38 protein-coding genes are annotated in these 26,241 nt (G+C 36.1%); all 38 read right to left on the bottom strand.

The window, feature by feature from the left end; genetic code table 11:
* Nucleotide 1: 1 nt before the first annotated feature.
* The 38 genes from CQA40_RS06365 to CQA40_RS06190 all read right to left on the bottom strand — a co-directional run bounded on the left by CQA40_RS06365 (nt 2) and on the right by CQA40_RS06190 (nt 25,794).
* Nucleotides 2-1,090: a hypothetical protein gene (locus tag CQA40_RS06365; protein WP_115520068.1), complete on the bottom strand. Its 1,089-nt coding sequence runs from the start codon at nt 1,088-1,090 to the stop codon at nt 2-4.
* Nucleotides 1,044-1,238 (bottom strand): hypothetical protein, encoded by a 195-nt coding sequence (locus CQA40_RS06360; protein ID WP_115520067.1) that lies wholly within the window; start codon nt 1,236-1,238, stop codon nt 1,044-1,046. The genes CQA40_RS06365 and CQA40_RS06360 overlap by 47 nt, the downstream gene beginning before the upstream one ends.
* Complete coding sequence (locus CQA40_RS06355; protein ID WP_115520066.1) at nt 1,223-1,438, bottom strand: hypothetical protein; 216 nt, start codon at nt 1,436-1,438, stop codon at nt 1,223-1,225. Before CQA40_RS06355 ends, CQA40_RS06360 begins: the two co-directional genes overlap by 16 nt.
* Nucleotides 1,435-2,169: a hypothetical protein gene (locus tag CQA40_RS06350; RefSeq protein ID WP_115520065.1), complete on the bottom strand. Its 735-nt coding sequence runs from the start codon at nt 2,167-2,169 to the stop codon at nt 1,435-1,437. The genes CQA40_RS06355 and CQA40_RS06350 overlap by 4 nt, the downstream gene beginning before the upstream one ends.
* Nucleotides 2,163-2,327 (bottom strand): hypothetical protein, encoded by a 165-nt coding sequence (locus CQA40_RS11165; protein WP_181882863.1) that lies wholly within the window; start codon nt 2,325-2,327, stop codon nt 2,163-2,165. Before CQA40_RS11165 ends, CQA40_RS06350 begins: the two co-directional genes overlap by 7 nt.
* A complete protein-coding gene (locus CQA40_RS06345; protein ID WP_115520064.1) occupies nt 2,324-2,662 on the bottom strand; it encodes a hypothetical protein in 339 nt (112 codons plus the stop codon). The genes CQA40_RS11165 and CQA40_RS06345 overlap by 4 nt, the downstream gene beginning before the upstream one ends.
* Nucleotides 2,659-3,285: a hypothetical protein gene (locus CQA40_RS06340; RefSeq protein ID WP_115520063.1), complete on the bottom strand. Its 627-nt coding sequence runs from the start codon at nt 3,283-3,285 to the stop codon at nt 2,659-2,661. Before CQA40_RS06340 ends, CQA40_RS06345 begins: the two co-directional genes overlap by 4 nt.
* Nucleotides 3,282-4,490: a BRO family protein gene (locus CQA40_RS11160; protein ID WP_181882862.1), complete on the bottom strand. Its 1,209-nt coding sequence runs from the start codon at nt 4,488-4,490 to the stop codon at nt 3,282-3,284. Before CQA40_RS11160 ends, CQA40_RS06340 begins: the two co-directional genes overlap by 4 nt.
* A complete protein-coding gene (locus CQA40_RS06330; RefSeq protein WP_115520062.1) occupies nt 4,487-4,747 on the bottom strand; it encodes a hypothetical protein in 261 nt (86 codons plus the stop codon). Before CQA40_RS06330 ends, CQA40_RS11160 begins: the two co-directional genes overlap by 4 nt.
* Nucleotides 4,744-5,361 (bottom strand): hypothetical protein, encoded by a 618-nt coding sequence (locus tag CQA40_RS06325; RefSeq protein WP_115520061.1) that lies wholly within the window; start codon nt 5,359-5,361, stop codon nt 4,744-4,746. The genes CQA40_RS06330 and CQA40_RS06325 overlap by 4 nt, the downstream gene beginning before the upstream one ends.
* 16 nt (nt 5,362-5,377) lie before the next feature.
* Nucleotides 5,378-5,614 carry a hypothetical protein gene (locus CQA40_RS06320; RefSeq protein ID WP_115520060.1) on the bottom strand — a complete coding sequence of 79 codons (237 nt, stop codon included), beginning with the start codon at nt 5,612-5,614 and terminating at the stop codon, nt 5,378-5,380.
* A gap of 97 nt (nt 5,615-5,711) precedes the next feature.
* Entirely contained in the window at nt 5,712-6,467 is a 756-nt protein-coding gene (locus CQA40_RS06315; RefSeq protein ID WP_115520059.1) for a hypothetical protein, read from the bottom strand.
* Nucleotides 6,464-7,339 (bottom strand): Bro-N domain-containing protein, encoded by an 876-nt coding sequence (locus tag CQA40_RS11435; protein WP_220271901.1) that lies wholly within the window; start codon nt 7,337-7,339, stop codon nt 6,464-6,466. Before CQA40_RS11435 ends, CQA40_RS06315 begins: the two co-directional genes overlap by 4 nt.
* Entirely contained in the window at nt 7,336-7,845 is a 510-nt protein-coding gene (locus CQA40_RS06305; RefSeq protein WP_115520058.1) for a hypothetical protein, read from the bottom strand. The genes CQA40_RS11435 and CQA40_RS06305 overlap by 4 nt, the downstream gene beginning before the upstream one ends.
* On the bottom strand, nt 7,842-8,219 hold the full coding sequence (locus CQA40_RS06300; RefSeq protein ID WP_115520057.1) for a hypothetical protein: 378 nt from the start codon (nt 8,217-8,219) through the stop codon (nt 7,842-7,844). Before CQA40_RS06300 ends, CQA40_RS06305 begins: the two co-directional genes overlap by 4 nt.
* A 12-nt stretch (nt 8,220-8,231) precedes the next feature.
* Nucleotides 8,232-8,645, bottom strand: a complete 414-nt coding sequence (locus CQA40_RS06295) for a hypothetical protein (protein WP_115520056.1) — start codon at nt 8,643-8,645, stop codon at nt 8,232-8,234.
* 10 nt (nt 8,646-8,655) lie between these two features.
* Nucleotides 8,656-8,970, bottom strand: coding sequence for a hypothetical protein (locus CQA40_RS06290; protein WP_115520055.1), 315 nt, complete (start codon nt 8,968-8,970; stop codon nt 8,656-8,658).
* A 16-nt stretch (nt 8,971-8,986) separates the two neighbouring features.
* Entirely contained in the window at nt 8,987-9,634 is a 648-nt protein-coding gene (locus CQA40_RS06285) for a hypothetical protein (protein WP_115520054.1), read from the bottom strand.
* 36 nt (nt 9,635-9,670) lie between these two features.
* Nucleotides 9,671-10,954, bottom strand: coding sequence for an ArdC family protein (locus tag CQA40_RS06280; protein WP_115520053.1), 1,284 nt, complete (start codon nt 10,952-10,954; stop codon nt 9,671-9,673).
* Nucleotides 10,955-10,957: 3 nt separating this feature from the next.
* Entirely contained in the window at nt 10,958-11,104 is a 147-nt protein-coding gene (locus tag CQA40_RS11155; RefSeq protein WP_181882861.1) for a hypothetical protein, read from the bottom strand.
* A gap of 10 nt (nt 11,105-11,114) precedes the next feature.
* Complete coding sequence (locus CQA40_RS06275; protein WP_115520052.1) at nt 11,115-13,451, bottom strand: ATP-binding protein; 2,337 nt, start codon at nt 13,449-13,451, stop codon at nt 11,115-11,117.
* Entirely contained in the window at nt 13,448-13,963 is a 516-nt protein-coding gene (locus CQA40_RS06270) for a hypothetical protein (protein ID WP_115520051.1), read from the bottom strand. The genes CQA40_RS06275 and CQA40_RS06270 overlap by 4 nt, the downstream gene beginning before the upstream one ends.
* A gap of 2 nt (nt 13,964-13,965) precedes the next feature.
* On the bottom strand, nt 13,966-14,622 hold the full coding sequence (locus tag CQA40_RS06265; protein WP_115520050.1) for a Rha family transcriptional regulator: 657 nt from the start codon (nt 14,620-14,622) through the stop codon (nt 13,966-13,968).
* A gap of 51 nt (nt 14,623-14,673) precedes the next feature.
* Nucleotides 14,674-14,940: a hypothetical protein gene (locus tag CQA40_RS06260; RefSeq protein WP_115520049.1), complete on the bottom strand. Its 267-nt coding sequence runs from the start codon at nt 14,938-14,940 to the stop codon at nt 14,674-14,676.
* Nucleotides 14,941-15,123, bottom strand: coding sequence for a hypothetical protein (locus CQA40_RS06255; protein WP_115520048.1), 183 nt, complete (start codon nt 15,121-15,123; stop codon nt 14,941-14,943).
* Nucleotides 15,124-15,133: 10 nt separating this feature from the next.
* Nucleotides 15,134-16,273, bottom strand: a complete 1,140-nt coding sequence (locus CQA40_RS06250; RefSeq protein ID WP_115520047.1) for an AAA family ATPase — start codon at nt 16,271-16,273, stop codon at nt 15,134-15,136.
* 180 nt (nt 16,274-16,453) lie between these two features.
* Nucleotides 16,454-16,864 (bottom strand): hypothetical protein, encoded by a 411-nt coding sequence (locus CQA40_RS06245; protein WP_115520046.1) that lies wholly within the window; start codon nt 16,862-16,864, stop codon nt 16,454-16,456.
* Between the two features lie 11 nt (nt 16,865-16,875).
* Nucleotides 16,876-17,382: a coiled-coil domain-containing protein gene (locus CQA40_RS06240; protein ID WP_115520045.1), complete on the bottom strand. Its 507-nt coding sequence runs from the start codon at nt 17,380-17,382 to the stop codon at nt 16,876-16,878.
* 236 nt (nt 17,383-17,618) lie between these two features.
* Nucleotides 17,619-18,443, bottom strand: coding sequence for a hypothetical protein (locus CQA40_RS06235; protein ID WP_115520044.1), 825 nt, complete (start codon nt 18,441-18,443; stop codon nt 17,619-17,621).
* 9 nt (nt 18,444-18,452) lie between these two features.
* Nucleotides 18,453-19,322 carry a nucleotidyl transferase AbiEii/AbiGii toxin family protein gene (locus tag CQA40_RS06230; protein WP_220271900.1) on the bottom strand — a complete coding sequence of 290 codons (870 nt, stop codon included), beginning with the start codon at nt 19,320-19,322 and terminating at the stop codon, nt 18,453-18,455.
* Complete coding sequence (locus CQA40_RS06225) at nt 19,319-19,966, bottom strand: hypothetical protein (RefSeq protein ID WP_115520043.1); 648 nt, start codon at nt 19,964-19,966, stop codon at nt 19,319-19,321. The genes CQA40_RS06230 and CQA40_RS06225 overlap by 4 nt, the downstream gene beginning before the upstream one ends.
* 133 nt (nt 19,967-20,099) lie before the next feature.
* The gene (locus CQA40_RS06220) at nt 20,100-20,396 is read right to left on the bottom strand and encodes a hypothetical protein (RefSeq protein WP_115520042.1); all 297 of its coding nucleotides are present in this window, start codon (nt 20,394-20,396) and stop codon (nt 20,100-20,102) included.
* A gap of 1 nt (nt 20,397) precedes the next feature.
* Nucleotides 20,398-21,111, bottom strand: coding sequence for a nucleotidyl transferase AbiEii/AbiGii toxin family protein (locus CQA40_RS06215; RefSeq protein WP_115520041.1), 714 nt, complete (start codon nt 21,109-21,111; stop codon nt 20,398-20,400).
* The gene (locus CQA40_RS06210) at nt 21,104-21,499 is read right to left on the bottom strand and encodes a hypothetical protein (protein ID WP_115520040.1); all 396 of its coding nucleotides are present in this window, start codon (nt 21,497-21,499) and stop codon (nt 21,104-21,106) included. The genes CQA40_RS06215 and CQA40_RS06210 overlap by 8 nt, the downstream gene beginning before the upstream one ends.
* A 9-nt stretch (nt 21,500-21,508) precedes the next feature.
* Nucleotides 21,509-23,350: a hypothetical protein gene (locus CQA40_RS06205; RefSeq protein ID WP_115520039.1), complete on the bottom strand. Its 1,842-nt coding sequence runs from the start codon at nt 23,348-23,350 to the stop codon at nt 21,509-21,511.
* A complete protein-coding gene (locus CQA40_RS06200; RefSeq protein ID WP_115520038.1) occupies nt 23,347-24,375 on the bottom strand; it encodes a nucleotidyl transferase AbiEii/AbiGii toxin family protein in 1,029 nt (342 codons plus the stop codon). Before CQA40_RS06200 ends, CQA40_RS06205 begins: the two co-directional genes overlap by 4 nt.
* Nucleotides 24,362-24,925, bottom strand: coding sequence for a type IV toxin-antitoxin system AbiEi family antitoxin (abiEi, locus tag CQA40_RS06195; protein ID WP_115520037.1), 564 nt, complete (start codon nt 24,923-24,925; stop codon nt 24,362-24,364). The genes CQA40_RS06200 and abiEi overlap by 14 nt, the downstream gene beginning before the upstream one ends.
* Nucleotides 24,926-24,996: 71 nt before the next feature.
* Nucleotides 24,997-25,794: a replication/maintenance protein RepL gene (locus CQA40_RS06190; protein WP_115520036.1), complete on the bottom strand. Its 798-nt coding sequence runs from the start codon at nt 25,792-25,794 to the stop codon at nt 24,997-24,999.
* Nucleotides 25,795-26,241: the final 447 nt, after the last annotated feature.

The following is a 26,241-nucleotide window of genomic DNA, read 5'->3' as shown; positions in this document are numbered from 1 at the left end:
CTTATTGTATGAGTTGGTTAATTTCTTGTTCGGCAGAGTCTTTGTCAAACTTCTCGTTTGCAATAACTGCCTTTTGCGCTGCAAGTGATGCAAGATTTTTTCGCACTTCACCTCCTTCTTGGATTTTGGCACGCAAAAGAGCTTGTCTTTGCTGCTGATTTTTGATTTGCGCAATCACGCGCAATCTGGCATCTTTTTTTAGATATTTGACATATTCCTGTGTAGGCATAGCAATATCATCTTTTTGTCGCGCTGCTTGCTCGGCAACTCCCATCATTGCCTTTGTGTTGTTGTCAATCTGCGTATTCACATTGCTGATATGTCTATTTGCTTCACTCTCTGCATCACTTCCCTCTTTGCCATTTAGTTTTTGCTTTAGCACACCTGCTACATTGCTAGGCGCACCTACGATATACCCATTTGATATAGCAGCACTAAGCCCATCAACTTCTTTTAAATATTCTGTCATTGTTGCAGGTGCTTGGATTTCATCAATGCTTAAATCAGTAAAATTTCCACTTTTTAGATTCTCATTGTTTTGTTGAATGCTGATTAAGGCGTTGATTTCACTTTGATTGCCTGTGCGAAACACTGCTTTAGCAAAGTTTTCACTCTTTGTGCTAAAGATTGTTTTTGGGCTTGCTTTTTGGAAAAAGCTATCTATATCTAGCCCATTAGCTAATTTTGAGTTCCCTCCTAAGTTGTAGTATGCTTCATAGTTATTGATACTTGCAATGATATTGTTAATTTTATTTTGTTGCGCTGCACAATATGCTTGTAACCCAAAACCACTGATACCTACCGTCTTTTGCTTCTTTTGAAAGCCCGGGACCTGTGGCGCGATATTGCATATTTCTACTTGCAATGAGCCTATTTCATTAAATGCACTGCAAACATCAAATTGTTTGACTTGTTGCATTGTGTAGCACATTCCCACTGCACCAAAGCTAATTTGATTGATTTTATCAAAGATTTTGCTTGCAGCTCCACCTAGCCCGGGAATCATTCCCGCTGCTTGTTTCCAATCAAAGCTAAACACCAAACTATGACTTAGTGCGAGTGCTACAAGTGTTGTTGTGAGTTTTTTCATTGTTTGCTCCTTGTTTTTGGTTTAGTCGCTTTAGTTGTGATTTTGCTTGCGCTAGGGTTTGAGTGCTAGAGATGATTTTGCCCGATTTGTTTTTGATAAGGTAATTTTCCTTTTCTAAAACAATGCAATACTTCATTTTTGACTGCATTTTTGCTCCTTATCTCTTGGATTTTTGATATAGCCTATCATTTGTCCTATTTGGACTAAATGCTGGGCTAAAATCTCAAAGTCTTCTTCTATTTGCTCTATTCTTTTTTGCATATCAGCCATTTGGGATTGCAATGAGTCCTCATTGCTTTGTGGTTTTTCTTGGTTTGTGTTGTTTTTTAGAAAATCTAACTTACTCATTGCATTTTTACCGCCTTTGTTGGTATTTGGATAGAAAAATTCTTAATGCGCAATCCATAAGGATTGTAGTCATTTGCCCTTTGTAAATCAAAATCCCCACTAGCTACGATTCCCACCTCGCCATTTTGATTGACATAGGCATCTTTAGAGATGATGTAGCTAGACATTGCTACTTTGATTTTTAGCTCTAAATTAAACGCATTGCCCACATATTCATATTTAATGACTTCATAGTCTTTAATATTGAAATATTCAGGTAGCTTATCTTTTGCTATTGCGCTAAGTAGCCAATGCAAATAACTCATCAAATCCCCATAGCCTTGCTTATTTTCTGGGTCATCATTTGCACCCAAAAACGACAAATAAATCATTCCTAGCGGTGCATAGTTTTCTAGGATTTCGCTAGCTTGCATAATGTTTTGCGTGAATCCTTTTGTAAGGCTTGCACGCGAAACGATGAAGTTATTTACAAAAGTGCTAATTACAAATTGTTTTAGGTATTCTGCCTTTAGTGGTTCTTTTTCTACACGAATCGCACGCCCATCAATTGTGGTAAAGACTACTTTTGAATTGTTGTCATATACGACTTCTTGCAAATGTGTCATTCTGTCGTTAATGTTGTATAACGCCCAGCATTGCACCAAAATACAAATGATAAGTCCCCAAAACAAAAACTTCCAATTTTTTGCAAAAAACTGCTCTGCTTTGAAGTTTAGTGATTCTTTTACCATTTAAAGCTCCTTGATGAGAAATTCAGCTCATCACACTTTGCTTGTGCTTCTGCAAAATTGTTTGTTACAAAGATAATTTGCAGTGTGTATCCATTCATCACTTCAAATATTAAAACACCGCTATTATCTTGTTTTTTAACATTGATAAAGTAGTTCATTGCTGCTCCTTTTTTGGCTTTTTAGCCTTTTTGTTTGCGTGGAAAATAATGTATTTTCCATTTTTTTTCTTTCTTAAAATAATGTCTGTGGTATATGCTTCATTTAGCCTTTTGTCTGCTTTCACTGCATATTTTTTACCTTTGGCATCTTTTAAGATGATGACTTTGTCGGGCTTTTTTGCTACTTGCTCTATACAAAACCTCAAATCCCCCATTCCGCGAAACATTTCTGCGTGTTTTTTGTAGAGAAATCTTATAGGAGCATAAGCGATTACTTTTTCATTGTTGCCAAGCAGTCTATTAACGATATGCTTGCATAGTTTAACTTTCATCATTTACACACCTTTTTGAATTGCGCACAAAATGCTTTTTTCTCATTTTTGTTAAAAAACATTACCTTGTAATGCTTTTTTTCCTCGACATACACGAGATTTGCGCTTCTTAGTGTTTTTTGATTTTCACTTGTTTTTGAAACTTTCATATAGACAATGTTAGAATCTCTATTAGCAGGGCTTGGCATATCATAAGTGTTAGAATCCCTGCCTGAAAGCATTACGCTGTTATTCAAATCACTAAGTAGCATTTCTTTTTTCTCATCGCCATTTGGTAGCTCGCCAAATTGTGCGAAAATATCATCGATATTTAGCTCTTTTTCGATTCTGCTAGGCAGGATTTGAAAGGTAAGCATTCCATCTTTTTCATTGATGATTTGATAGATTTGTGGGTAGGTTAGTCTCTTATCCTCGATTAGATACTTACCTACCTCAAAAGCTCGCACACGATTTTTGTATTTCTCAACAACTTTTTTAGCGATTTCGATGCCTTTATTTACGCCTGCATCAAATCCTTGATTCCAGCCATTCTCAAAACCGCGCTCATAAAAGAATTTCTCTGCTTCATCAGCAACCACCATTGTTACGCACAATGTAAGGCATAGTGTAAGTGTTAGTTTTTTCATTTGTATTTCCTTTTTCTTTGATTTAGTGCTTGGACTTCTGCAAGGTTTTTAGCGTTTAGCAATGGCGGTGTATCCCATTGCACGCCTATTTCGCAATTTGTGATTGCTTTATTTCCCTTAAACTTCTCTGTAATGGTGTATTCCTTGATAGAATGCACCTTTGCCTTTTTCTCTTTCTCTATGTTTTTAACCGCTTTTAACACCGCTTCTCTGCAAGGTGTTTCATAGATAAGGTTAAAGACTTCTTTTTGTGTTTGGTTATCGATTTGATATGTGCCTGTTTTTCTTATGGAGGGTAAGACTTCTTTGGTTACCCATCGCTCGAATGGTTTAGCTTTTGGGCTATTTGTTCTGTTTAAGATTCTGTATAACCCACTTTCAGCTACAAAATTACTATTAGAGCCACCGTGAGAATTTCTCACGCTGTGTATCTCATCAGCATCAAACCAGCTATCTTTAACCCATTGACGACTTGCGCCAGCCGATAATCCCAAAACTTTTTCAATATCAGTAAGTTTAAAAAACACTATTCCATTTCTATCGATTGTTTCAACCTGCATATCACCAATCTCATTGTTGGTATAGGTTTGCGTATTAGATTCCTCGCTATTCCTAACCCCGCCCGCTAAAATCTCTTTCACACGACTAACGCGTGGTTGTGGAATATCACTAAATTTAGTGATTTTATTATCACTTTGTGATTGTTGCTTTGCATAATAATCCTGCACTTTAGGATTCTTATAAAGCATTTTATTTGTAGCGTTTCTGTCGGAATAGTATGTTATAATTACATCCTTAGAGGAGGATAGAGGCACATCGAGACCCTCTCCTCTAATCTTATCTACAACTACCCTAAACCTTACATCCTCATCATTCTGCCATTCATAGATTTTTCGCCCTCCCTCTTTTTCGATAAAAGGCTCTTTGAATATTGCTAGGTATTCTCTTATGTATTTACCTAGATTTAGAAGCTCGCTTATGCTTATCGCTCCCTCGCTTTCTTTGTCTAAATGCAATTTAATATGCTCCGCACCAAAACCCGAATCTGTCCTAATGTTGTGGTAGCCTTTGGAAAACAATATGGATTTTTCATTTAGATATTTGGCTAGACCATATTCTATTGTTTCCAAATCAGTCCTTAGTGCAGTAGCCTTTTTGGCATTAAAGGTTACATTATAGATTCCGCGTTGCTCTTTGTTGTTCATTTGCTGTGTCCTTGTTTGATACCGATTTCCCATAAAGTCTTTGCTGCAGGGTCTGGCTCTCTAAAATAATCAATAGCCCACAAATCAAAATCTTTTGCTATTTTGATTTCATCGTGGTTTTTGAGTGTTATTTCTCTGTTGTTTGGCAAATGCAATTTGTCTTTGTTTGGCAGTGGATTTGTTTGCTTTTTGCCCGAGCAGCCAAAGCCACAAATACACAAACATATCAACATTAGCGCATTACATAGCTTATTCATTGTGCTTCCTCGATAAATCGCAGATTGTAATGCAAGGCAGTGATATTATCTGCGAATCGCACATATATGGGGTTTATGGACATTATTTGATAGCCCTCAAAGCTCTCGCCTACTTTGTAGTCTTTGTCTTTGTAGCGAAAGCTATCAGCGTTAAGAATGATATTGCCCTGTATAGATTTGAGATATGCGCGTATATCTCTATCTCTATTTGCTAGGGTGGTATCATCTAGCGGAGGAGGTGTTTCATTAAACTCTTGCTTAACTACAATCATATTATTTGTAGAGATTCCTTGCTCGGCTGCTTTTAAGTCTTTTTCGATTTTGTCAAGCTGTTGGTCTAGGGTAGGGGCTTTTTTGGATTCTCTTAGTGCTTTTTCATCTAGCTCTAGATTTTCAGTGCTTCCCTCTTCTTCTTGTTCCTCTTGCTCTTGCGGTGGTGGTGCAAGCATATCTATTTCTTTTGGCTCTCCTAAGCCTAGCAATAGATACACAGCACCACCAAATAGTAGCAACGCTCCCGCAAGTGCTAGATATAGCTTTAGATTTTTGTCTTGCTCGAGTTTTTTTAGAAACTTCTCTTTGTATTCCTGCAAGGTTTTTAGTATTTTTTCCATTTGTTACTCCTTATTTCTATTTGTTTGGTTTGCGTAAATATCTAAAAAACATTACTGCGATTATCACAGCAGCGATATGTATCGCCAGCAACATTTCTTCGTTCATTGCGATTTTCATTTGCTGTAAGATAAGTGCTAATCCACTAACTACACACGCAAATACAAAAAATGCAAGACTTGCCACAAGTGTGAATCCTTGAAATTTTGAGCGTGTGTATCTCTCTACGCTTATGGGTGTTTTTGACTTTTTCATCGCTTACTCCTTAGTTTAGATATAATTACATTCTCAAAGAGGGAGAGAGGCGCAATAAGACCCTCCTCTTTGACTTTGTCTATCGCTACCTTGCTACTCATTTGCTATCCTCCTCCACATCTTCACTAGAGAAGTAAAGATTTTTACCTTTTGCTTTGATAAAGACTTCGCCCTCGTTTGTAACGATGACTTTTTCTTTTCCATAGCGCATTTTTCCTTTGATTACCTTGTATTCAACGAAACTTGCGCTATTAACTGCGTTTTCCTCTTGCAAAATATAGCTTTGTGTAAGTGCGTTTTTAAGTCTAAAAGACTTCACACCACTACCAAAGCCTTGATTATTATTGCTCGTTTGTGCTACATATCTTGTTTTTGTTAGTTTGTCTGTATAGATTAGATTGCCATTTTCTCTAGCTTCTCTTATAAACATATCATAAGCCTTTTGGGCTAGTATAGGATGGACATAAAAAGTCTGTCCTTTGGCTATCTTGGCTGTGATATTGTAGTTTTTGGCAATTTGCTTGACTGCGTCTTCGGCATCTGCTTGCCTAGCAAATCTGCCAAACACTAATTCATCTTTTGTAAGCAGTGTCTCAAAATTATCCCTATTTGCCATAAATTGCAAGTAGAGAATCTCTGCCATAGGCATTTTAGTCGTAGTCGCATATACGACATAATCACTCACGCTAAAAGGTGCTTCACGCACCGTTACGCCCTCGTTTTGCAGTTGAAATTCAAACATCGCTAAACCTGTCTTAAATCCATTTTTGAAAGCGTCTTGCTCTCTTGGTGTGATTGCCACCACCATTGTTACGCACAATGTAAGGCATAGTGTAAGTGTTAGTTTTTTCATTTGTATTTCCTTTTTCTTTGATTTAGTGCTTGGACTTCTGCAAGGTTTTTAGCGTTTAGCAATGGCGGTGTATCCCATTGCACGCCTATTTCGCAATTTGTGATTGCTTTATTTCCCTTAAACTTCTCTGTAATGGTGTATTCCTTGATAGAATGCACCTTTGCCTTTTTCTCTTTCTCTATGTTTTTAACCGCTTTTAACACCGCTTCTCTGCAAGGTGTTTCATAGATAAGGTTAAAGACTTCTTTTTGTGTTTGGTTATCGATTTGATATGTGCCTGTTTTTCTTATGGAGGGTAAGACTTCTTTGGTTACCCATTTTTTAAATGTTTTAGCCTCAGGCTTATTGCTACCTAGAATCGCGCTATATAATCCGCTTTCATTGATAAGCGTAATACCCCTACCACCCGAGCTTGTGCCCAAACCGCCAATTTGGCGGTTTGAGATTTCATCATCATCTAAACGCCTTGTCATTTGATAGGCATCGCTATAATCTAGTGCCTTTGCTATATCCATTGCTATGAAATAAGGCTCATCACCGATGAGCATTGCGCGAATCTTTACACTATCATTAAGTGTAAATTCTTGTAATTCTTTATCCTGTGCGGATTCTTGTGCTTTGCTAACCCCGCCCGCCAAAATCTCTTTTACACGACTAACGCGTGGTTGTGGAATATCACTAAATTTAGTGATTTTATTATCACTTTGTGATTGTTGCTTTGCAGTGTTGTTATTGCTTTGCGTGCTTGCAAGTGATTTGACTAATTCGTGGTAGTCTTTTTGCAAGCTCGCAAGATTTTGAGATAATTCTGCGTTTTTGGTTTTTAGGTCTTTTAGCGTTTCGACTAGCAAATCTATATCTTTTTGTGTCATCTGCACTTCCTTACCTTAGTTTGACTTGCATTTGGGATTGTGGTAGAATTGTTTTGAGAGTTCACTGAACGCGCATTTGCGCCAGATAGCTCATCTTTTTGAGCTATTAGCTCCCCTGTCGACTTTTGCTCTAGCGATTGTCGATGTGTAGAGGGTGTGGGGGTCTCTACCAGTGAACTCAATAATCTATCAAACTCTTTCATTCTTTTCTTATTCGCGTGGATTATTTCATTCATTCCATTGTTGTTTTTCACAACAATATCCCCCATTTTTTCACTATTTAATCGCTTCGCTGCAAGCAAAGCATTTGATGTTTTTGCTTCAGTGATGATTTCAGGTTTTTGTGCCACAGATTCTATGGTGCTGATTAAATCTTTCAAATCTGCAAACATTTCGGGGTGGTGGTAATAGAGTTTTTGTAAGTCGGCTAATGCTTGTTTGTCGCCACCAAGTGCATTAGCTAGCCTATCGCCTAGCCTAAATAAGTGCATTGCGTAATTTTTCATTCTAAAATTCCTTTTTCGCCTGCTTCTAGTATTTTTATTTCAATCATTTTGTTGGTTTTTTCCATATAATAATTCACTTCATCGAGTTTCAAAGAATTGTATTTCTTTAGCTCTTGTAGCTTCTTGTATAGCTTGACACTATCTTTGTATTTTTCTAAATAATTGTTGTATTGCTTTTTTAGCTCTTTTACTGCTTCTTTTAGTTTTTCAAATTCTGGGTCTATTTTTCCCTCTGCTCCGCTTTTTTTGCCACTTGCATAACCCGAACAATCAATCTTAGTGCAGCTACCTATTGTTTGACAAATAACTGCATAAGCCCAAATGGGCAATAATGCTATGAGCGCAAACGCTCGTAATGTCCGCAATATGCCCATTTGTGTCCCTCTCTATTTTTGTGCGGCAACGCCACCTGTAAGCACAGAACGCCAAAAACTATTGACAATCTGCACGCCCTCGCTAGCACTTCCCATAAGTCCTGCTCCTAGCACTGCGGCTAAAATCACGCCGACAAAAAATCCTAGAATCGCACTAATGAAAGTGATGATAGCTACGCGAGTAGTGTCTTGGTCTTGCTCGGCTTTTTTGGAAGCGTATCGATAGCCACCTACACCGATACCGATGAAAGATATAAGTGGCAATAGTCCAAAAAACCACGCTCCAAATGTCCCTAGTGTGCCTTTACCGCTCGTATTTAGCGCACCCACAGTGCTATCAATACTCGTAAAAGCACCATTGTTTGCTAGCACTACGGTTGTGCTTAGTGCAGTAGCGACAAGTAAAAAAGTTACAAATCTTTTCATTGTTTACTCCTTAGTTAAAGTCTGAGTAATTCTTTTCTTTCCAAATGATTTCGGTAAAGAAGCCATCGCGGTCTAAGTTTAGTTTCATCGTGGCATCTTTGTTTTTGATTTCGCCACCATCAAGTAGTGTGCGAATATCCCCATCGCTTAGCTTTCTGCCGAAGCTCTTTTGCTCGTAGTTGATACGAAAATTACACTCGCCGACTGATTCATAATCTTTTCCATTGCGTGTAAATTGAAGCTTTTTGCAGCAAATTCCATATTCTCTTTTTTGAAGTTCTCCATCGCGACCGTCTCGTTCGCATAGTGGGCATTTTCGTGCCATTTTTAATCCTTTCGTATTATTGTTGTTGGATAGCGTTTGCTAGCACTTCTCTATAAAAGTTAGCAATCCTATCAAAAAGGTTACCCTCTGGCAAAAATAGTGCTGGACTTGCAATATGCGCCCAAGCTGTGTAAAGCACCGCGCAGCATATTGTAGAGATGATGCACCACGAAGCTAACTCCGCGTAAGATTCTTTGTAGGAATCTTTTTTTGCCAACATAACACCATAAGCAATAGCAAGGATAAAAGTTATGAGTGGTGAAAGCGCGTGGGCAAATTCTGTAACCACATACACTAAGTGTAAGATTACATAACTGCCCATCGCTTCACTGCTATTGCCACCGCCGACTAAGCCCATCACAGCTCCTTGATTACCACCATTCCAAAAGACTTGAAATACTTTTTGACTAAAGTATCCGCTTTGATTAGGGTTGAGCTGGTCTAGGGCATAAACAGAAGCAATAAATGCTACGCAAGAAACGATATGCACTACTAAGGCTTTAATAATAACGCCTAAGATAGTAGAGCCACCTGAAGTATGCTGCTCGCTTTTCATTATGCCTGTTACGATTACAAACACAAAAGGCACAATGCTAAAAACGACTGCAGCACCTCCAAATACGCTTGCTTGCGTAATAAGTTTTGCTCCTGTTACATCTGTCATTAGTGATTAACCTCCTTTGTGTTGGGATTAGAATCTTTAGAATTTTTTGTAGTTGATTTTTACTCGAGGAGGTCGCGCTTCCTCACTCTTCACACTCTTATCTACATTCACAGATTCTGCGACATTCTTATTATCCGCGCTAGCTTGCTCTTGCTTAGCCTTAGCCGCATCCAAAAACGCCCTAGCTTTTTGCCTTTCCTCTTGCGTTGGCTTAGGCATAGCGCGTATTTTGTCTGCTGCGGATTGTGTGGGTGTTTGTTGTTTTTTTGATTCCACCTCGTTTAGAGATTCCAAAAATCTATCTAAACGCTTGGAATTAACATCTGCTGAATAGCCACTACTAACGACTTTTAGCGTTTCTTTTTCTATTGCAAAGAGTTCTTTCCAAATCTCTGGAGAGTAGTAGCCTTTGCCTTTTTCTTTCATATTGTCTTTAATGAAATTAAAGGCTTTTTGCGCTTGATTGACTTGCAACTCCTCTAGCGTGTTATTCATCATTGTGGGCAAAACTCGTTGCGCTAGTTTCCTTCCCTCTTTAAGCGCAAGCAAGACATCATCTTTGCTAAACTTGCCATTTTGCGCATATTCTTCTAAATACCCTGCTTGTTTTTTGTGGTAGTATTTATCTTCTTTTTTAGAGTCAAATTCAGCATTGCTGGCACGAACTACAATGAATTTTGCAATCTGCTCTTTTAAAAGTTGAATATGCTCTGGTAGAAAATCATCTTTGTGGTGTTGGAAATCAAGGTCATCTTGGAGGGCTCTATCAAAATTTTCTTGTAGCAGTTTGGATTCTTCGATGTCAATCGATGGCTTAAGTCCTGTTGTAAGCGCATCTACGACTTCCATATCTGCTTTTGAGAAATCTACTTGATTGTGTCCAAATACCGTAAAACTTTTTATGTAAGTTTTTTGTAGTTGTGCGATTTCCTCTTGGCTTGGGTGAGGCTCGCCTAGCTCATCGAGTTTTGCGAGTAAATCTTTGATTTCCTCATCGCTTCTACCTCTGTGGTAAAAAAGCACTTCTTGCCCTTTTTCGCCTTTTTTGATTTGCGCACCTAATTCTTTTGCTTGATTAAAAGTAAACCAACTTGTATTAGATTTTCCTTGCTCGGCTGCTTTGCTTTCAAGCAACAAATCATTAACGCCACGATAATTAGTGCTTGTAACAGGCGAATTATTTCTAAAAGCACTTACCCATTTATCAGAAGTCCTTAGTAGTGGGCTTGTCCCATTTGCTAGAGTTCTTATAATAAGCTCCGCGTTTGCTGCTTTCTTTTGCTCGATGATTTGTTTGTAGTCTACTTTTGCGTTTTCCATTTGTTACTCCTTATTGCCTTTGTCTTGTTGTGCTTCATCAGCAATTTGCTCGTTTTCTGGCTGTCCTAGATAGAGTATATCCTCTAGCTCATCTTTGCCTAGTTCCATTTCTTCTTCTTTGTTGAGTTGCTCTAGTTCTTCATCACTCATTTGTTGCTCCTTATGCTACGATATTAGGATTGGTGTTAAACACCGACATTTCTATGTCACTAATCTCAAATTTGAGATTAAACACACCTTCGCTATACCAAATACACAATTCGTGTTTTTCGGTATTATTTAGTGCCTCGATTACTTTTTCGTTGGGTTGGAAATGTTTTTTTATTTCATTGATTGTTTCTCCTTTCTTGCTTGGAATTAGTAGAAAAATTCTTGTTGAAAGCTGCTTTAGTATCCCTGCTGGGATATGCTCGGGCAACTGCGCGATAAAGCACAGATGCACATTGTATTTACGAGCTTCAAAAGCGAGCTTTTTTAGCATTACTTCAAAATAAGGCACTTCAAAGAAGTTACGCGATTCCTCTATCGCGTAAAATAGCTTTGGTTGCACGCGTTTTTCTCGCTTGCATTTAAGTGCGTTATCCCTGTCCTTGAGATAGGTTTTTTGAAAAATGCAAAGAAAAATAGGGGTAAAAAGGCTAGATTCTTTGAAATTATTTAAATCCATTGACAAAAAGTCTGTATCTGTGATATTGACCTTATCAAAGCGGCTAAAAATGTCTAATTGCTCGACTGCTAGACATTTCATAGCCAAAGACGAATAGGCTTTTCTATCCTCCTCTTTTAGCTGCTGATTGCTTGAATTTACTTTGCAAAACGCTGTAATGTCGCTCAAAAGTGGTTTGCGCAAAAATTCAAACTCATCGCCCTCCAAATCAGCTAAGTAGTAGTTATCATCAAAGCCTAGATTTTTGAGTTTCTCATACATTTCTGTATTTGTATCTTTTAAGAAAAGCACGCGATAGCGGCGATAATTGTTGTCTTTGTAGATTTTTTTAATCGCTTCTTTAAATAGTGCAAGCTCGCTAATATTTAGTGCTTCTGCGTTTTGTGATTCTAGGATAACGCTCATCAAATCACACGCAAAGACTAAATCCGCTTCAAATTCCTCTCTGCTCGCATTTGGATTAACATTGACTAGATTATAAGCAAAGCTCGCAAAATCACTTGAGAGAATTGCTATGTTGTTTTTAGGATTTGATTTGACTAGATTTACAAAGACTTCATCGCTAAATCCCACATCATAGCTGCGGATTTTTACCTTGCCTAGCTCGCTAGCATAGCCTGTTGAGAAGTCTAGGTTAATCATTTGTGCCATAATCTTTTGCTTGGATACTGATTTACCGCTACCCGATTCTGCGATAATACACATATGAGGCGTGTTATTCTCGCCCGAGAAGCTATAATTGACAAATGCGCGATTTTTGTCAAGTCCAAAAATATCAGCATTTGGATAGCTTCGTTTGTGTAGCGTGGTAATGTAGTTTTTGAAATATGCTTTGTCCACCAAAATATCAAACTCGCCATCGCGATATTTTAGTGGTGTCCTGCGTATAGAATCTGCCCTAAAAATGTCTTTAGGGATATAGGCATTTTTTAGACAAGTGCCTAGCGCACCTATTGTGCTAGATTCGTATTTTTTCAAAAATGCTAGTGAATTAACTATCATCAAATCCACTTCGCCTGCGATATACTGCTCTTTTAGAGAAGTGAAAATTTCTTTGTTCCCGCTCCATTTCGCAGCATTTAGTAGGCTTGTGATTGCAATCTCTATGCGTTTGGTGTAAAAATCAAAATATGTCCATACAACGCCCTCAAAATTGATTGAAAATAGCTTTTGTATATCTGCCCTGCTTACGCCCTCTATTGCCTTATAGGCTTGGATTAAATCCAAATCTGTGAGGTTTTTGTAAATTGCTTGCCTAGAGATTTTCTTAAAACTCAAAAAGCCCGGTGTCTTGTCGTTTTCAAAATCGATATTTACGCTACGCTTTAGCATTTTTTCATCGACATAGTAGCTGTTTTGTAAATTCAAATCATAGATAGTATTTAGAATATCTTGCCCGCTCATTAGCTTGGTTTCATACACTGCACCGATGACTTGCAGTAGATTTTTGTTGTGGCTAAAGATATATTGTTTTTGGAGTTTGCCTTGCTTGTGAATAGCATAAAACAAAAACGCATCATCAAACTTCTTAAAATCTCTAAAAATTTCCTCTATTGTGGCTTCTGGCAAATAGTTTAGAGTGTTATCAAATCCTACAAGCTCGATAGCATAGAGTTCTTTTAGTGGTGTATTTGTGCAGACATAGTCTTTTTCTACCAAATCAATGATTAAGCCATTGTTGCTTATATATTCATCAAAAAGCGAGCTAAAAGGCACTGCTACGCGTTCAAAAAAGCAACTAGAAAGCTGTATATTTGGGTCTTTGCGCTTCATACCATAGTATGCGCCCGCACCTGCCAAACCAAGCAAAGATAACATAGCTAGATTCATCTACGCCTCCTTATCTTAGTTTGACTTGCACTTGGGATTGTGGTAGAATTGCTTTCAGCAGGCATTGAAGGTGCTTCTTTGCACTTAGGCAAATCATTTGATTTGCTAGCGTAATGGTCTAACCTTGTGGGTGCTGCTTTTGCAGATGACGCCTCCACCAATGTCTGCGATTTCTCAATTTTCCTAAATTTTGAAATATTCTTTTTGTTGGTGTGAAAAATGATATTCACGCCATTATCATTGCGAATCCCCACATCTCCCATCTTTTTGTCATCTAGTTTCTTAAAAACCATAAAATCCCTATCACTCTTTGCTTTTGGATTTTTGATTATCAAATCAGGTTCGCGCACGACTTGTTCTATGATTTCCTCTACCTCGCTTTCATCTCTAAACATTTCAGGATGTCGCTTATAGAGTAATTGCAAGTCGGCTAATGCTTTCTCTTTGCCCAAAAGCTCTACAAGTGCTTTGCAAAGAGTAAATAGCGTGTTTTTGCGCGTGGATTGGTTCATTATTACGCCTTATTGAATTTTTTTGCTATTCTGCCTCGTGTGAGGTTTTGTATTTCTTTTGCGTCAAATGGCAATGGCGGTGTATCCCATTGCACGCCTATTTCGCAATTTGTGATTGCTTTATTTCCCTTAAACTTCTCTGTAATGGTGTATTCCTTGATAGAATGCACCTTTGCCTTTTTCTCTTTCTCTATGTTTTTAACCGCTTTTAACACTGCTTCTCTGCAAGGTGTTTCATAGATAAGGTTAAAGACTTCTTTGGGCTGCTCTAGTGTAGCAGTAGCATTGTCTTTGATTGCTCTTAGCTCGTTTTCCATATAGTTAAAAGCATTGATAAAAGATATTTTCCACTCTAGTGCTTTCGTTCCTGTGAAGCCCATCGCCACTAGAGAAAACGCATCACGAGTTAAGGTATACATTCTATTGTTGCGCTTAGCACCATAGCCGAGTTGTTGCTCATATAACGACTCCCCAATTTTGGGGAGTTGTTTCAAATGCCCTAAGTCGCGCATTTGAAACAATAAAAACTCTATGTCTCTAATGATATGGTCGTGTCGCTTTTCAAACACTTTCGCTATATCCAAGCTCGTGCAAAAGATTTCGCCTGTGGTTTCATTTTTTTGAAATTCTACTTCTTTGTTGCCTATGCTGATTTTCATTGTTTGCTCCTTGTTTTTGGTTTAGCAACTGCGCAAAATTGCGCAGTTGTTTCAAATGTCCATAAAGATAACGCTGCTTTGGCGTTTGTTTGCGTGTGTATATTTGACTTCCACACTGCTAGGAAACACGCTGTGAGGAATGTCGCTTATACGCACATCGCTAATGCGATTAAGAAACTCATCTCTTAGATTCCACTGCGCTAGCACTTCATCATTTGTGTATCTGCTTGTGTTGCAAGAGATTTTTGACAAAGGCGCAATATTGCGTTCTTGTTCTAAATGCCCTAAATTGCTTTGTTTGTTTTGTCTTAGCCACATTTAACGCCTCCTTATTTTAGGTTTAGTTTGACTTTGATTTGATTGTGTGGTAGAATTGCCCTTATCAGAGTCGCAATATATGGATAGGTCATTGTGTGGGGCTGTATCGTCAAAACTGAGCGATTTTGCCACCTCTGTTTCTTTCACACTAGAAACATAAGGAGGTGGGTTTAATTCTTTCATTCTCCACCCCTTACACAAGTAAAAATAGCTCTTTTTGGGCTAGCATTCTATTGATACCCTCTTGAGCTGATTTGATGATTGGGATAATTAAGCGAATCGTGTTTAGTATGTGGTCTATATTGATTTCGCCATACACGAGCTTGTAAAAAGCTAGCTTTTTACAAAATGTTTCTATCTCTGCGCTGGTGTAGGGGAATTTGTCAGGGTCGTTATTGTCTTTTTGATAGGCTTGCTCGATTTGTGTCAAAATATTATCTAGGGTCATCACTTGTTCTAATTCATCTTTGATTTTTAGTTTGCTAAGGTAAATTTCAAACACGCCCTTTGCCATTTCTACGCTTGGCAAAGATATAAAAAATAGCTCATCAAATCGCCCGCGCCGCAAAAGCTCTGGGTTGTTATCCAAAATAGAATTTAGATTGTTTGCAGTTGCAAAAAAGATAGCATCAAACTTGTATTCTGCTGCTGGAGTGTGCATATCATTTAGCACAGTTAGCAATCGCCCTAGCATACGCTTTTCTACTGCTTCGGCATTGCCTATCATTTTTTCGATTTCATCTATTAGCAACACAAATCTTTCATCTGGGTGCTGCTCGTGCCTATTTGTAAGGTATTCAAATACAGAATTTAGCTTATCAATAGGCTCTTGTGCCTCCATAATAAGCGTTAGGTTTAGTTGAATCAAAAGTCGTTTTGTTTCGCCTGCAAAGCATTTGGGAAAGAAAGTTTTGCCTGTGCCTGGTACACCTACTAAAAACACGCCTTTTGCGCGGAATCCCTTTGATTCTGCTATGAGAAGCTCGCGCGTAAAGTCTTTTAGTGTTTGTGCGCCACCGACATCTGCAAGGGTAAAAGGGGAGTTAATAACACTTAAGCCTAATCTAGTTTCTAATGCTTTAGATTCTGGCACACCTGCGTGCTGCTCTTGCGTGGTAAGCACACCAAATTTGTTTGGTAGTGATTTGATAACAAAAAGTGAGCGAATATGTTTGGGAGGGTAAAAAGGTGCGATGAAGCCTACTTTGCCACCTAAATGCGTAGCAATATCGGCTTCACTCGGAAGTGAGATGATTTTGTCTAAATTGTGTTGTGATTGTAAAGAATCTAAGTCTTGATAGTAGGCACAATCCTCCGCAATGAACCATATCATAGCCCGCCTCCTTGCAAGCGATGATATGGTAATGCAATGGATTTTGTGAGAGAGTAATTGTGTTTTTTAAGGCTAAAAGTTAGGGAATTATGCCCCCCCCCCCCCCACGACAACATTATGGGAATCTGTCGCGTTTAGTGGTAAGGTAATGTTTTGGATAGACTTTTTCATCATTTTGCCTTAAGTCATTTTTATCATAGCAAGCATTAAGCCTGAAATTGCTAATTGCGCGGTTACAATCCATTTTAGCAAATCATATTTAGATTCTATGATTTTGTTGTGCAGTTTTGAAATGTCTGTTTTTAACTCTGCAATGTCTTTCTTAGTTTCTTCTCTTAAGTTTGCAATGTCTTTCTTAGTTTCTTCTCTTAAGTTTGCAATGTCTTTCTTAGTTTCTTCTCTTAAATAAGAAACATCGCTTTTTGTGGCAAGATTATTTACTTCTTTATTGCTTTGCTCTAAAAGAGAATCAGCAATATCTACGACACTTTCTTTTATTTGTTCTCTATTTTCATTAGAAAAATTAGAAAAATATGTGCCAATAAAGTTGTCAATTAGGATTGTAGTGCTTTTATTTAATGTTGCTGGCATTTTCAAATCCTTTAAATTTTTAACACAGCTGCCAATATGCCTATGGCTGCGATTATGACACCTAACGAAGCAATTTGAATGCCCATAACCCACTTAAGTGTGTTTGTTTGCGTTTTTGCAATCATATCTTTGACTTCAGTGCGTAAATCGTTTATTTCTTGCTTTACTTCAGCTCGGAGTTCGTTTATTTCTTGTTTTACTTCAGCTCGGAGTTCGTTTATTTCTTGTTTTACTTCAGCTCGGAGTTCGTTTATTTCTTGTTTAAGCTCGGTGCGAAGCTCATTGATGCTTTGTTGCAATTCTTGCTTAAATTCTGCCCTTGAGGCTTTGAATTCTGCTTGCAATAAGTCTTTTGTTACAATTTCATTTTTAATTTCATCAATGACTTGTTTTTTTAGTTTTTGTGAATTAAGATTAAAGCTCGCTTCAAATGCTTTTTGGGCAATAGAAGCCTTTTCCTTGCCAAATGCTTCAATAAAAAAGACATTTACTTCATCGCGTGTAATTTCTTCTAGCATTGCTAAGTCCTTAATTCATATTTATGGCACTCTTTAGCATTATAAACGCCAAAGAACCAACTACAAACACCATAAAAACAGCTATAAAAATATCTAGCATAAAAACCTCACTTTATTTTTATTCCTTGTATTTGGAGCGATTGCCTTTGGCAAAGACATCAAAGAAACCATTGTTAAGGAACGGTCAGACAATCGCAGAGATATTATAGCTAAAACTTTTTAAAAAAACGAAATTTTTACATACGCCTATTTCGTCTTATATTTGCGTGAGTTTGTTTTAGTTCAGCCAAACTCATAGATTTTACTTCCCTTATCATATCAAACCTAGTGCGTTTTTGCCTTGTTGCTGATATATTTGCCTTTTTCTCAAAATTACTTAGCATATCTCTAAAAGATTTTGTCTTTGCCTGCATAGATTTTAGTAAATCATCAATACGAGTTTTTGTGATTTCTTTAGCTTTTTGTTCTTTTTGCTGTTCTAGTGCTTTTGTTGCTTTGTATTGTTCTCTATCATCAATTACTTGTAGATACTCTTTGATTGTTTGCTTGCGTGGCAAGAGTTTTGAATCCATTTGTATGTATGCTGCCCTTGCTTTGCTATTTAATGCACTTTCTAAATTGTCTTCATAGCTATTATTTACGATGATATTGCCTATTATCTGCTCTGCTTTTTTGGCATTAGTGCCGACAAATTGAATGTGTGTAGAATTTACCTCTCTATCTTGTAAGTGAATCTCTACCACCCCCTCTATGTTCTCTTTTTGTAATGCTATTTGGATTTGATTTTTGATAGAATCTAGTGCTTCTCTCTCAATAGGTAGCCACCGCGCCCAGATATTTGCAGTTTTTACTTCGCCTTGCTGTTCTAAATAGGCTAAAATATGCTCTCTTGCTTCTTTTGCTCCTGTGTAGGTAATGTTTGGGTCTTTGCGCTTTTCTACTACGGTTTTAATTAGATTTTGAAATAGCTCTTTTGCAAAATCATCATTAAATAACAATATCGCTTCCTCTGCTTCACGCAGTAGAGAATCTGAGTGTGAGCTTCGTGCTTGTTGTATCATATCTTTTGCCTATCGCTTTCGGATTTTGGGTTTGTGTAGCAAATTTTGTTGATAACACATTTTGGATACCAAAAATTTGAAATAATCTTTGCTCCAAATCTCGAGTGATTCGGGGTTTTTTATAAATGTTTTAATATCATCAATAGCTTGTTGCAAATCAATTTCATCTATTTTTCTTAAAAGCAACTTCTGTAAATCATCTTGTGTGATGATATTTTCACTTGGAATATTGCCAAAATGATTTATTCTATGGCATAAGTGTTCTAAATTAAGTTGCACATTGTGTTTAACATACCATTCAAAATCAAACCAATCTCTGCCTTTCACGCGATTTTTCCAACCCCTAAACAAAAGAGCGTGTATCTTGCTTGCATAAAGATTTGGCAAAGACATTGTTTTAATATTAAAGCTTTTTGGCATTAGAAGCGTTTTTGTCTCTGTCAAAAAATGCAAAGGTGGATTTTTATCCACCTCTATTTTTATTTTAATTGCTTTAATTTCCTTAATCCTTTGAAATTGACTAATATCACTATCCAAAAATGCAGTTTCTACGCTATTCTTTTCGTCTTTTTTCTCTTTTTTTCTAATTGTTGCCTGTATGCCTAAGGCTTCAAATTCGCCGATGATACACTGAAAATATTTTTGTATGTTGAAATTGTCATCTTTGGCTAAAAGAGAAAAATCTAAATCCTCAGAAAATCTAGGCAAATTGTGAAAAATCCTTAAACAAGTTCCACCATAAAAAGTGGCTTTCTCAAAAAAACCACCACTATAAAGTCCCAAAAGCGTAATTTCTTGTAAAATTTCCCTCATTGCGTTACGCATATCCTCTTTTGAAACTATTTCGTATTGTGCTAGCATTTGCTCAATAACACTCATCTTTTTATTCCTTGAATAATTTTAGTTAAGATACCGATTTTATGAGATTTGCTTATGCTAAAATAGTTGTTAAAAATCTCTAAATCAGCATATCTAAACTCATCTAAATCAACTCTTAAATCATCTTGCAAAAATTCCAACATAGCATTTTTGTTTCGCAATTTAATGTTTTTTGTAAAAAATAGTTTGTCGCATAGAGCTTTTTCTTTGGTAGCGATAATATAAGTAGCATTTTGTAGTTGTTCTATGCGTAGCCCTAAATTAAAAAGTTCCCTTTTTATTTGCTTAAAACTAAAAACGCCATAAGATGTTTTAAAATCTTTTGAGCGTTTTGTTGTGACAGAGGTAATCTCATCAACTCTTTCAGGTATGATATTATAATAAGAAAGTGCATAATCAAGCGAAATATAAGAGGGACTTATAAGAATATTTGCAATAAGTTCTGTGGAAAGTAAAACTTCACTATGCAATGGCGCATATACATACAGTCCTTTTTTGACTTGCTCCAAAACCTTATTTTTAATGAGATGAGCTATCTTGTCGTTAATGCGATTATAACCCAGCTCACTAAGGATAGATGAAATTGTAGTGTGTTCTATAACGCGTGTAGGTATTTTTTGTAATTGTTGTTCTATTGTTCTCATAAAAACTACTTTTTAACATAGTAAAACTATGTTTTTTCGATTTACTAAGCAATTATAACAAAAAATACCTTACTCTAACTCACTTTTTTAGATTCTATTTCTTGATTCTTGCAAGTGAATACTTGCGAATGCTTTATGGACGAAAGCACAATTTGGCTATGTTAGTAGATACTAAAGCACATTTTCTTTCTTTTTGAAATTTAGGAGGATTAGAACCGTATATACTAGCATAATAGCTACTTAAACTCATAATAGTGGCAACAACAAAAGAGCAAGTCAAATTAAACAGGATTGTTCCTTGTGTTTCTAAAACTTTAGCCATACAAAATACAAGAAATGTTACGCCTACAATCGACAAACTTATTCTTGCAATATCTGTTTTTAGCAGTATTAACAGCAACTCCAAATACATATAAACACTATCAGTCATTTTAACGCCTCCTTATCTTAGGTTTATTGGAGTGAATTTTAATGTCTCTTTTTGCTTTTTGAATCTCATCTATTTTTTGTAAAATCTTTTCTGCATAGTTGCATACCACTTCTATGTCATCTCTTTCTATTAAATTATGCCTTTCTGCCTCTATCATAAGCTGAGCATTTAGCTCATCTGCTCCACTATATTCTATTTTGGTAGCTATATTTGCAAGTGTTTTATCATCAAAGCATTGTGGATATTTTTCAAGCAAAAAACCCACATCGTAGAAATCTCTTATTTTATCTCTTTGACAAAAAGCAAGGGATTTTAAATCAACAAGAGTTTCTATATCATAAACATTTATGTCATTGATTTTTGAATATTTCAAAAGATTATTGTGTAGTCTTATTTTATCTCGCCCGCTTATATCGACTTTTAGCGGATAAATACCTAAGTCTGTCCTTGCACCATAATCAATCGTTAGCCTAACCGATGATTGAGTAACCTTTTTTTCATAGATTTTCCAAGAATTAAAATCTTTGTGCCTTTTTAGTTGTTTGGTTATATCCATATTGTTGCTAATGCTATCAAAATCTAAATCTTCACTATATCTATCTAACCCATAATAAAATCGCAGTGCTGTGCCACCTTTTAGAATAAAGTTATCCCCCACATACCCTAAAATTTCTTTCATAAAGTCTAATCGTTGTATCTGGTAATTTTCAAGCATTATTTTTGTCCTTGAGATAAAACAAAGCAAGCTCTGTTTTCATAAAGTTTTCTACATTTTTGGTTTTATTGATTATTTTTAAATAATTAAAAAGCTCTTGTTTTTCATCATCATTTAGAAAATCCCTAGCACAATAGCGTAGTTGTGCCACTCTGTCCAAATATACCAAATCTGCGATAGCTCTAGCATAGTTTGCTACATAGTGAGTTTCTTGCATAAAAGGGATAAATCGTTTTTTGATTCCAAGCATTTTTAGCGGAGAATTCTCATCATATTCATAAACTTCAGTAGGCTTAAAATCTTTAAAATATACATTACAATGCCAATCGGCAATATGTCCGCTTTCACTTTGAATATTTAGTGCTTGCCACCCTGAAATATATTGCATTTGCAATTCCTATTGTTTCCTAACCCCTCCCGCTAAAATCTCTTTTACGCGACTAACGCGTGGTTGTGGAATATCACTAAATTTAGTGATTTTATTATCACTTTGTGATTGTTGCTTTGCAGTGTTGTTATTGCTTTGCGTGCTTGCAAGTGATTTGACTAATTCGTGGTAGTCTTTTTGCAAGCTCGCAAGATTTTGAGATAATTCTGCGTTTTTGGTTTTTAGGTCTTTTAGCATTGCTTCTAGCTCATCTGTGCGCTTTTGTATAAGCTCGTTTTGAGATTGTAGAGATTTGTTATCTATTACAAGCTCTTTGTTACTGTGTTCTATTGTTTCAAGCATTTTTTCGCGTTTTTGCAGTTGTTCATTGATTATTTTTAGCTCTGCTTCACTTTTTATAAGTGCTTTGTTTTCAGCTTTTAGTGTGTCTATATCTTTTTGCAAAGATTGATTTGTCTTTTTTAGGACAGAGATTTCACTATCTTGCTTTGCGATGAGTTCATCGCTCACTAAGATATTTTTCTCTAACTCCTCTTTTTCTCGTGTATGAGCTTCCTCTATCTCTTGAATCGTGTTTTTTGTTTGTAATTCTAAAGATTCAATAGTTTCCTCCATTTGTTCTTTTAAGAGTCGTAAATCATTTTCTTTTTGCGCTAGAGTGGATTTCATATTATACAAAGAATCCTCTCTTTTTGTGATTTCTATGTCTTTTTGAGTTAGGGCATTATCCCGCTCATTGATTGCTTGTGTAAGTTTTGATATTGTTTGTTCTTTTATGGCTATTTCTTGCAAGTCCCTACTAAGATAAACGCTTGCCATATTCACTGCGTGTTCTTCTCTGTATTTTTGCTTTAGCACATTTAGTGCTTCTAAAATACCCACACCTGAATCTATCTTTGTCCTAAGCTCTTTATAGATTCCCATAGCCACTTCTTTGCCATAGGCAATTCTTTGTTTTAATTTTTCAAGCTCTTTTGCTTCATAATCTTGCAAAGTAGATTCTAGGCTATCTTGCATTTTTATGCTAGAGCTTCCCTCTTTTGAGACTTCTTCATAAGTAGATTCTGGGCTTAGTGATTGCCTTGTTTGTGTGTTTTGTTGTTTAATTTCCTCTTTTGCTATTTGTGCTATATCATCTTGCTTTTGAGTTTTTGTGATATTTTTTGCTTCTTTAGATTTTGCATTTGCAATATTTAGAATCTCATCGCCACTAGCTTTTAGCTCTTTTGTGTCATTGCCTGCTGTGTAAGTAAAACCAAATTCTATATGTGGTAAAGCAATGTCTTTTAACACACCGCTTACAATGAAATTGTTATCTTTAGCAGATTTGAAATTGTCTGTAAGCGTAATTGATGGTTTTGCCTTACAAATCGCTATGCGTTCGCCCTCATTCATCATTCCGCGCCTATTGTAAATATATACGAGCTTATCATTTTCCTCTGAGCGAAAATCAACAAATGAGCGAGAGCTCATCTGATAAAAGCGGTTTTTTATTTCGTCTTTTACTTCTTGTGATTCCCCACTCAAGTCTATCTCTAGTTTCATATAATCATCTACTTCTAAGTTTGGTAAATTTCTATGCTTCATTGCCGCGCGGAGTAAAAAGTTAAACTGCCCTATACTTTTGCTTGTCGCCTTAATAAAACCATTAAAAGAATCGCTGACAACCTTATGTAGTTGTTCAATGTTATCAACATCCCAAGAATAATTAAGTCTAAAATTTTTCATATATTCCATATAATCACTATCGCCACCATTCCAAAAACTTGAAAAAGTAGTATTTGGGATTTGATATAAATTAGCAATGCGAATGTCGCTTAAATCTGCTTTTGTGTGGTGTAGTTTTATCATTTGTGTTTCCTTATTTTTGGTTTAGATTGACTTTGTGCGGATTGTTTTGTTTTATCCGCGCTAGCTTGCTCTTGCTTAGCCGCATCTAAAAACGCCCTAGCTTTTTGCCTTTCCTCTTGCGTTGGCTTAGGCATAGCGCGTATTTTGTCTGCTGCGGACTGTGTGGGAGTTTGTTGTTTTTTTGATTTTAGTTGTTCAATAGCTTGCGTTATGACTTCATTCGTAGCTTTTTTAACATCTGTAAAAAAATCAATGTCCATAATTTTATCATAAAAATCTTTGGTTAAAAAACGATTCAGTTCTGCATAGAATTTTTGTTTTACTTCAGGGATATTATTCACTTCATCGAGTTTTTTAATAAGTTTTTGTGTCAAATTTGACACATTATAATCACTGATTTTTTTGATTACCAAATCAATATCAACCTCAATTCCTTTGTCTTGCAAATATTTAATATCCCAAATATCTCTATATTTCATATAGTCTCTATCGCCAAAGGCAATGATTTTATCAGCTAAAATCTCTTTTTCGCTCTCAACCCTCACTATGATTTCATCTACACTTTTGGGGTAAAGATTTCTAGTAAGCCTTGCAGAATTTACATAACTATTGATATTTGCGACTTCTATATGGATGGCTGGTGTTTTTTTATCTTTTGGGAATGGCACAAAAACTTTTGCAATCCATTTTTTGACTATGGAATTATTATCTTGCTTAGGTTCTTTTACCTCCACTTGTAAACCATATTTTTGCATAATAGATTTTGTAAAATCATCTTTAAATTTTTGCATAACGCTAATATCAAATTCCTTGCCATTGGCAATACAAAAATCCAAATCCTCGCTATATCTCACACCACCATAACATAACCTCAATGCTGTGCCACCTTGAAAAACAAAAGTATTCAATGTTTCTTTATTGGAATATATGCTTTTTAAGATTTCGTAATGCAGAAGTTCTTTTACAATAGTTTCTGTTAATTCACTATGAGTGGAATATTCTTTAGCTAATTCAATGATGTCCATAATATTCTCCTCTATCTTTTGCTGCTTGCTCCTCAATCAAATCTACCACCCTATTAAAATTATAAGCATCATCAATAGCTTGCTGTGTGTTTGCCACCCAAACACCTTTATACTCATCAAAATAGCAGTTTTTATGTAATGTCTTTATGGGTCGTTGAGTATGCGTGTATTCTAGTATTCCATAGCGAGTAACAAACACAGCACTTCGCCCTTTTGAAACAAAAGTATATCGGTTAGGCATTTGAGAAATCACGCCATCATCGCTTAGGACTGTTTCTAAACTAAGATAACTTAACCCCTTATCTCTAATATAGTTTGAAATATATGCAAGAGAATCTTTAGTTAGTTTTCTGCTAAAAGCTCGGGGATTTGCATAAATGCCTTTATAAACCTTGTCGATGATTCCATTTTTTGCGTGCCTAGACAATGAAATTTTAATGTTTTGTGGGGACTCACCGCTAAAAATCGCATAAAGCTCTGTAATCCTAAAAATCCATTTACCGCTTCTATCCCATTCATCCAATGCTTTTAATAGCTCTGCTTGCGTCATTTTAATTCCTTGCATATAATATTCTAATTTGTATATTATATGCAATAAAATATTAAAAATAACTTAAAAAATTACGAATCAAACAATCTAGGTGCAGAGTTATCTAGTTTGGTTTGAAGCTCAAGCTCTTTAATGGATAATTCTTTGGCGCGGTTTTGAAGCTCAAGCTCTTTAATGGATAATTCTTTGGCGCGGTTTTGTTCTTTTAAGACATTAAGCTCTAAAGAATTAGATTCTGAACTAGGTGCTACAACAATCTCATCATCAGTTTTATCTTTGTGCTTTAAGGTAAGCTCAATATTTGATTCATTTTCTGTTTCTTTTTTTTCAACATCAATGAGATTATATTTATGCGGATTTTGAAGTATATCCATACCTGTGGAAGTTATGGAATCTGCGCTGACCGTTCTTATTATCTCGCCCTTTTTAAAGTCATATTGAAATTCTATACTTTGTCTCAATTTTTCGACATCGATAAAACTTCCTTGACCAAAAATATGAGGGTTTAACACAAAATAATCTCTATCGTTTGTTGCTTTAATGATTTGCTTTTCTATTAGTTCTTTCATTGCTTTAGTAACCAAATTAGGATGAACTTCAACTGCACTACCAATGCGCTTTTTCATACCGTGAGCCATAGAGACAATATTATCCCTCGTAGTAGCCATATTCAAAATAGCAAATAACACCTTAAATGAGCTTGCAGAACTTAGTCCATAAAGAGAACCGACATTTTCTACAAAAATTTTGAAAAACTTTTCTGCATCGCGCTCAACCCTTAAAATCTTTGTTTCACGCTTTGAAGCAATTTCCCCTGTTGAAAAATCCACAGCTTCTTGAACGCCCTCATAGGTTACAAATTTCCTCATATCAAATCCTTTCTCTAAGAGATTCTAATTTTCTAAAAGTGGATTCTAACATAAAATGATTAAATTCACTTCTAAAAAGTGGATTTTTAAATGATTTTTTATGCTAAAATCCACTAAAAAAAGTTGATTTATTAGGTTTTGTAAAGTTTTTAAATTTTGCAAAGATTTTGCAAAAAAAAAAATGCTTAATCATAACTTAATATAATCTTAAAATAATCTTAAATAAAAATCACTAAAAAAAGTTGATTTTTGGCTTTTATGAGATTTATTCATAAAAACAAAGCCACTAAATATAGTGATTTTACTCACTAAATATAGTGATTTTACTCACTAAATATAGTGATTTTAAAAGCAAAATTTTTACCCCTGCAAACCTCGTGTAGAACGATATTTAAAGGCACTTTTTTTATAAAAACCGCCTTTCTTCTTCTTATTATGGGACAAATC

Origin of the sequence: Helicobacter sp. MIT 01-3238, from assembly GCF_003364135.1 — a bacterium.
GTDB lineage: Bacteria > Campylobacterota > Campylobacteria > Campylobacterales > Helicobacteraceae > Helicobacter_B.
The sequence above is the reverse complement of the archived record's forward strand: the minus strand, read 5'-3'. Positions and strand labels throughout refer to the sequence as shown.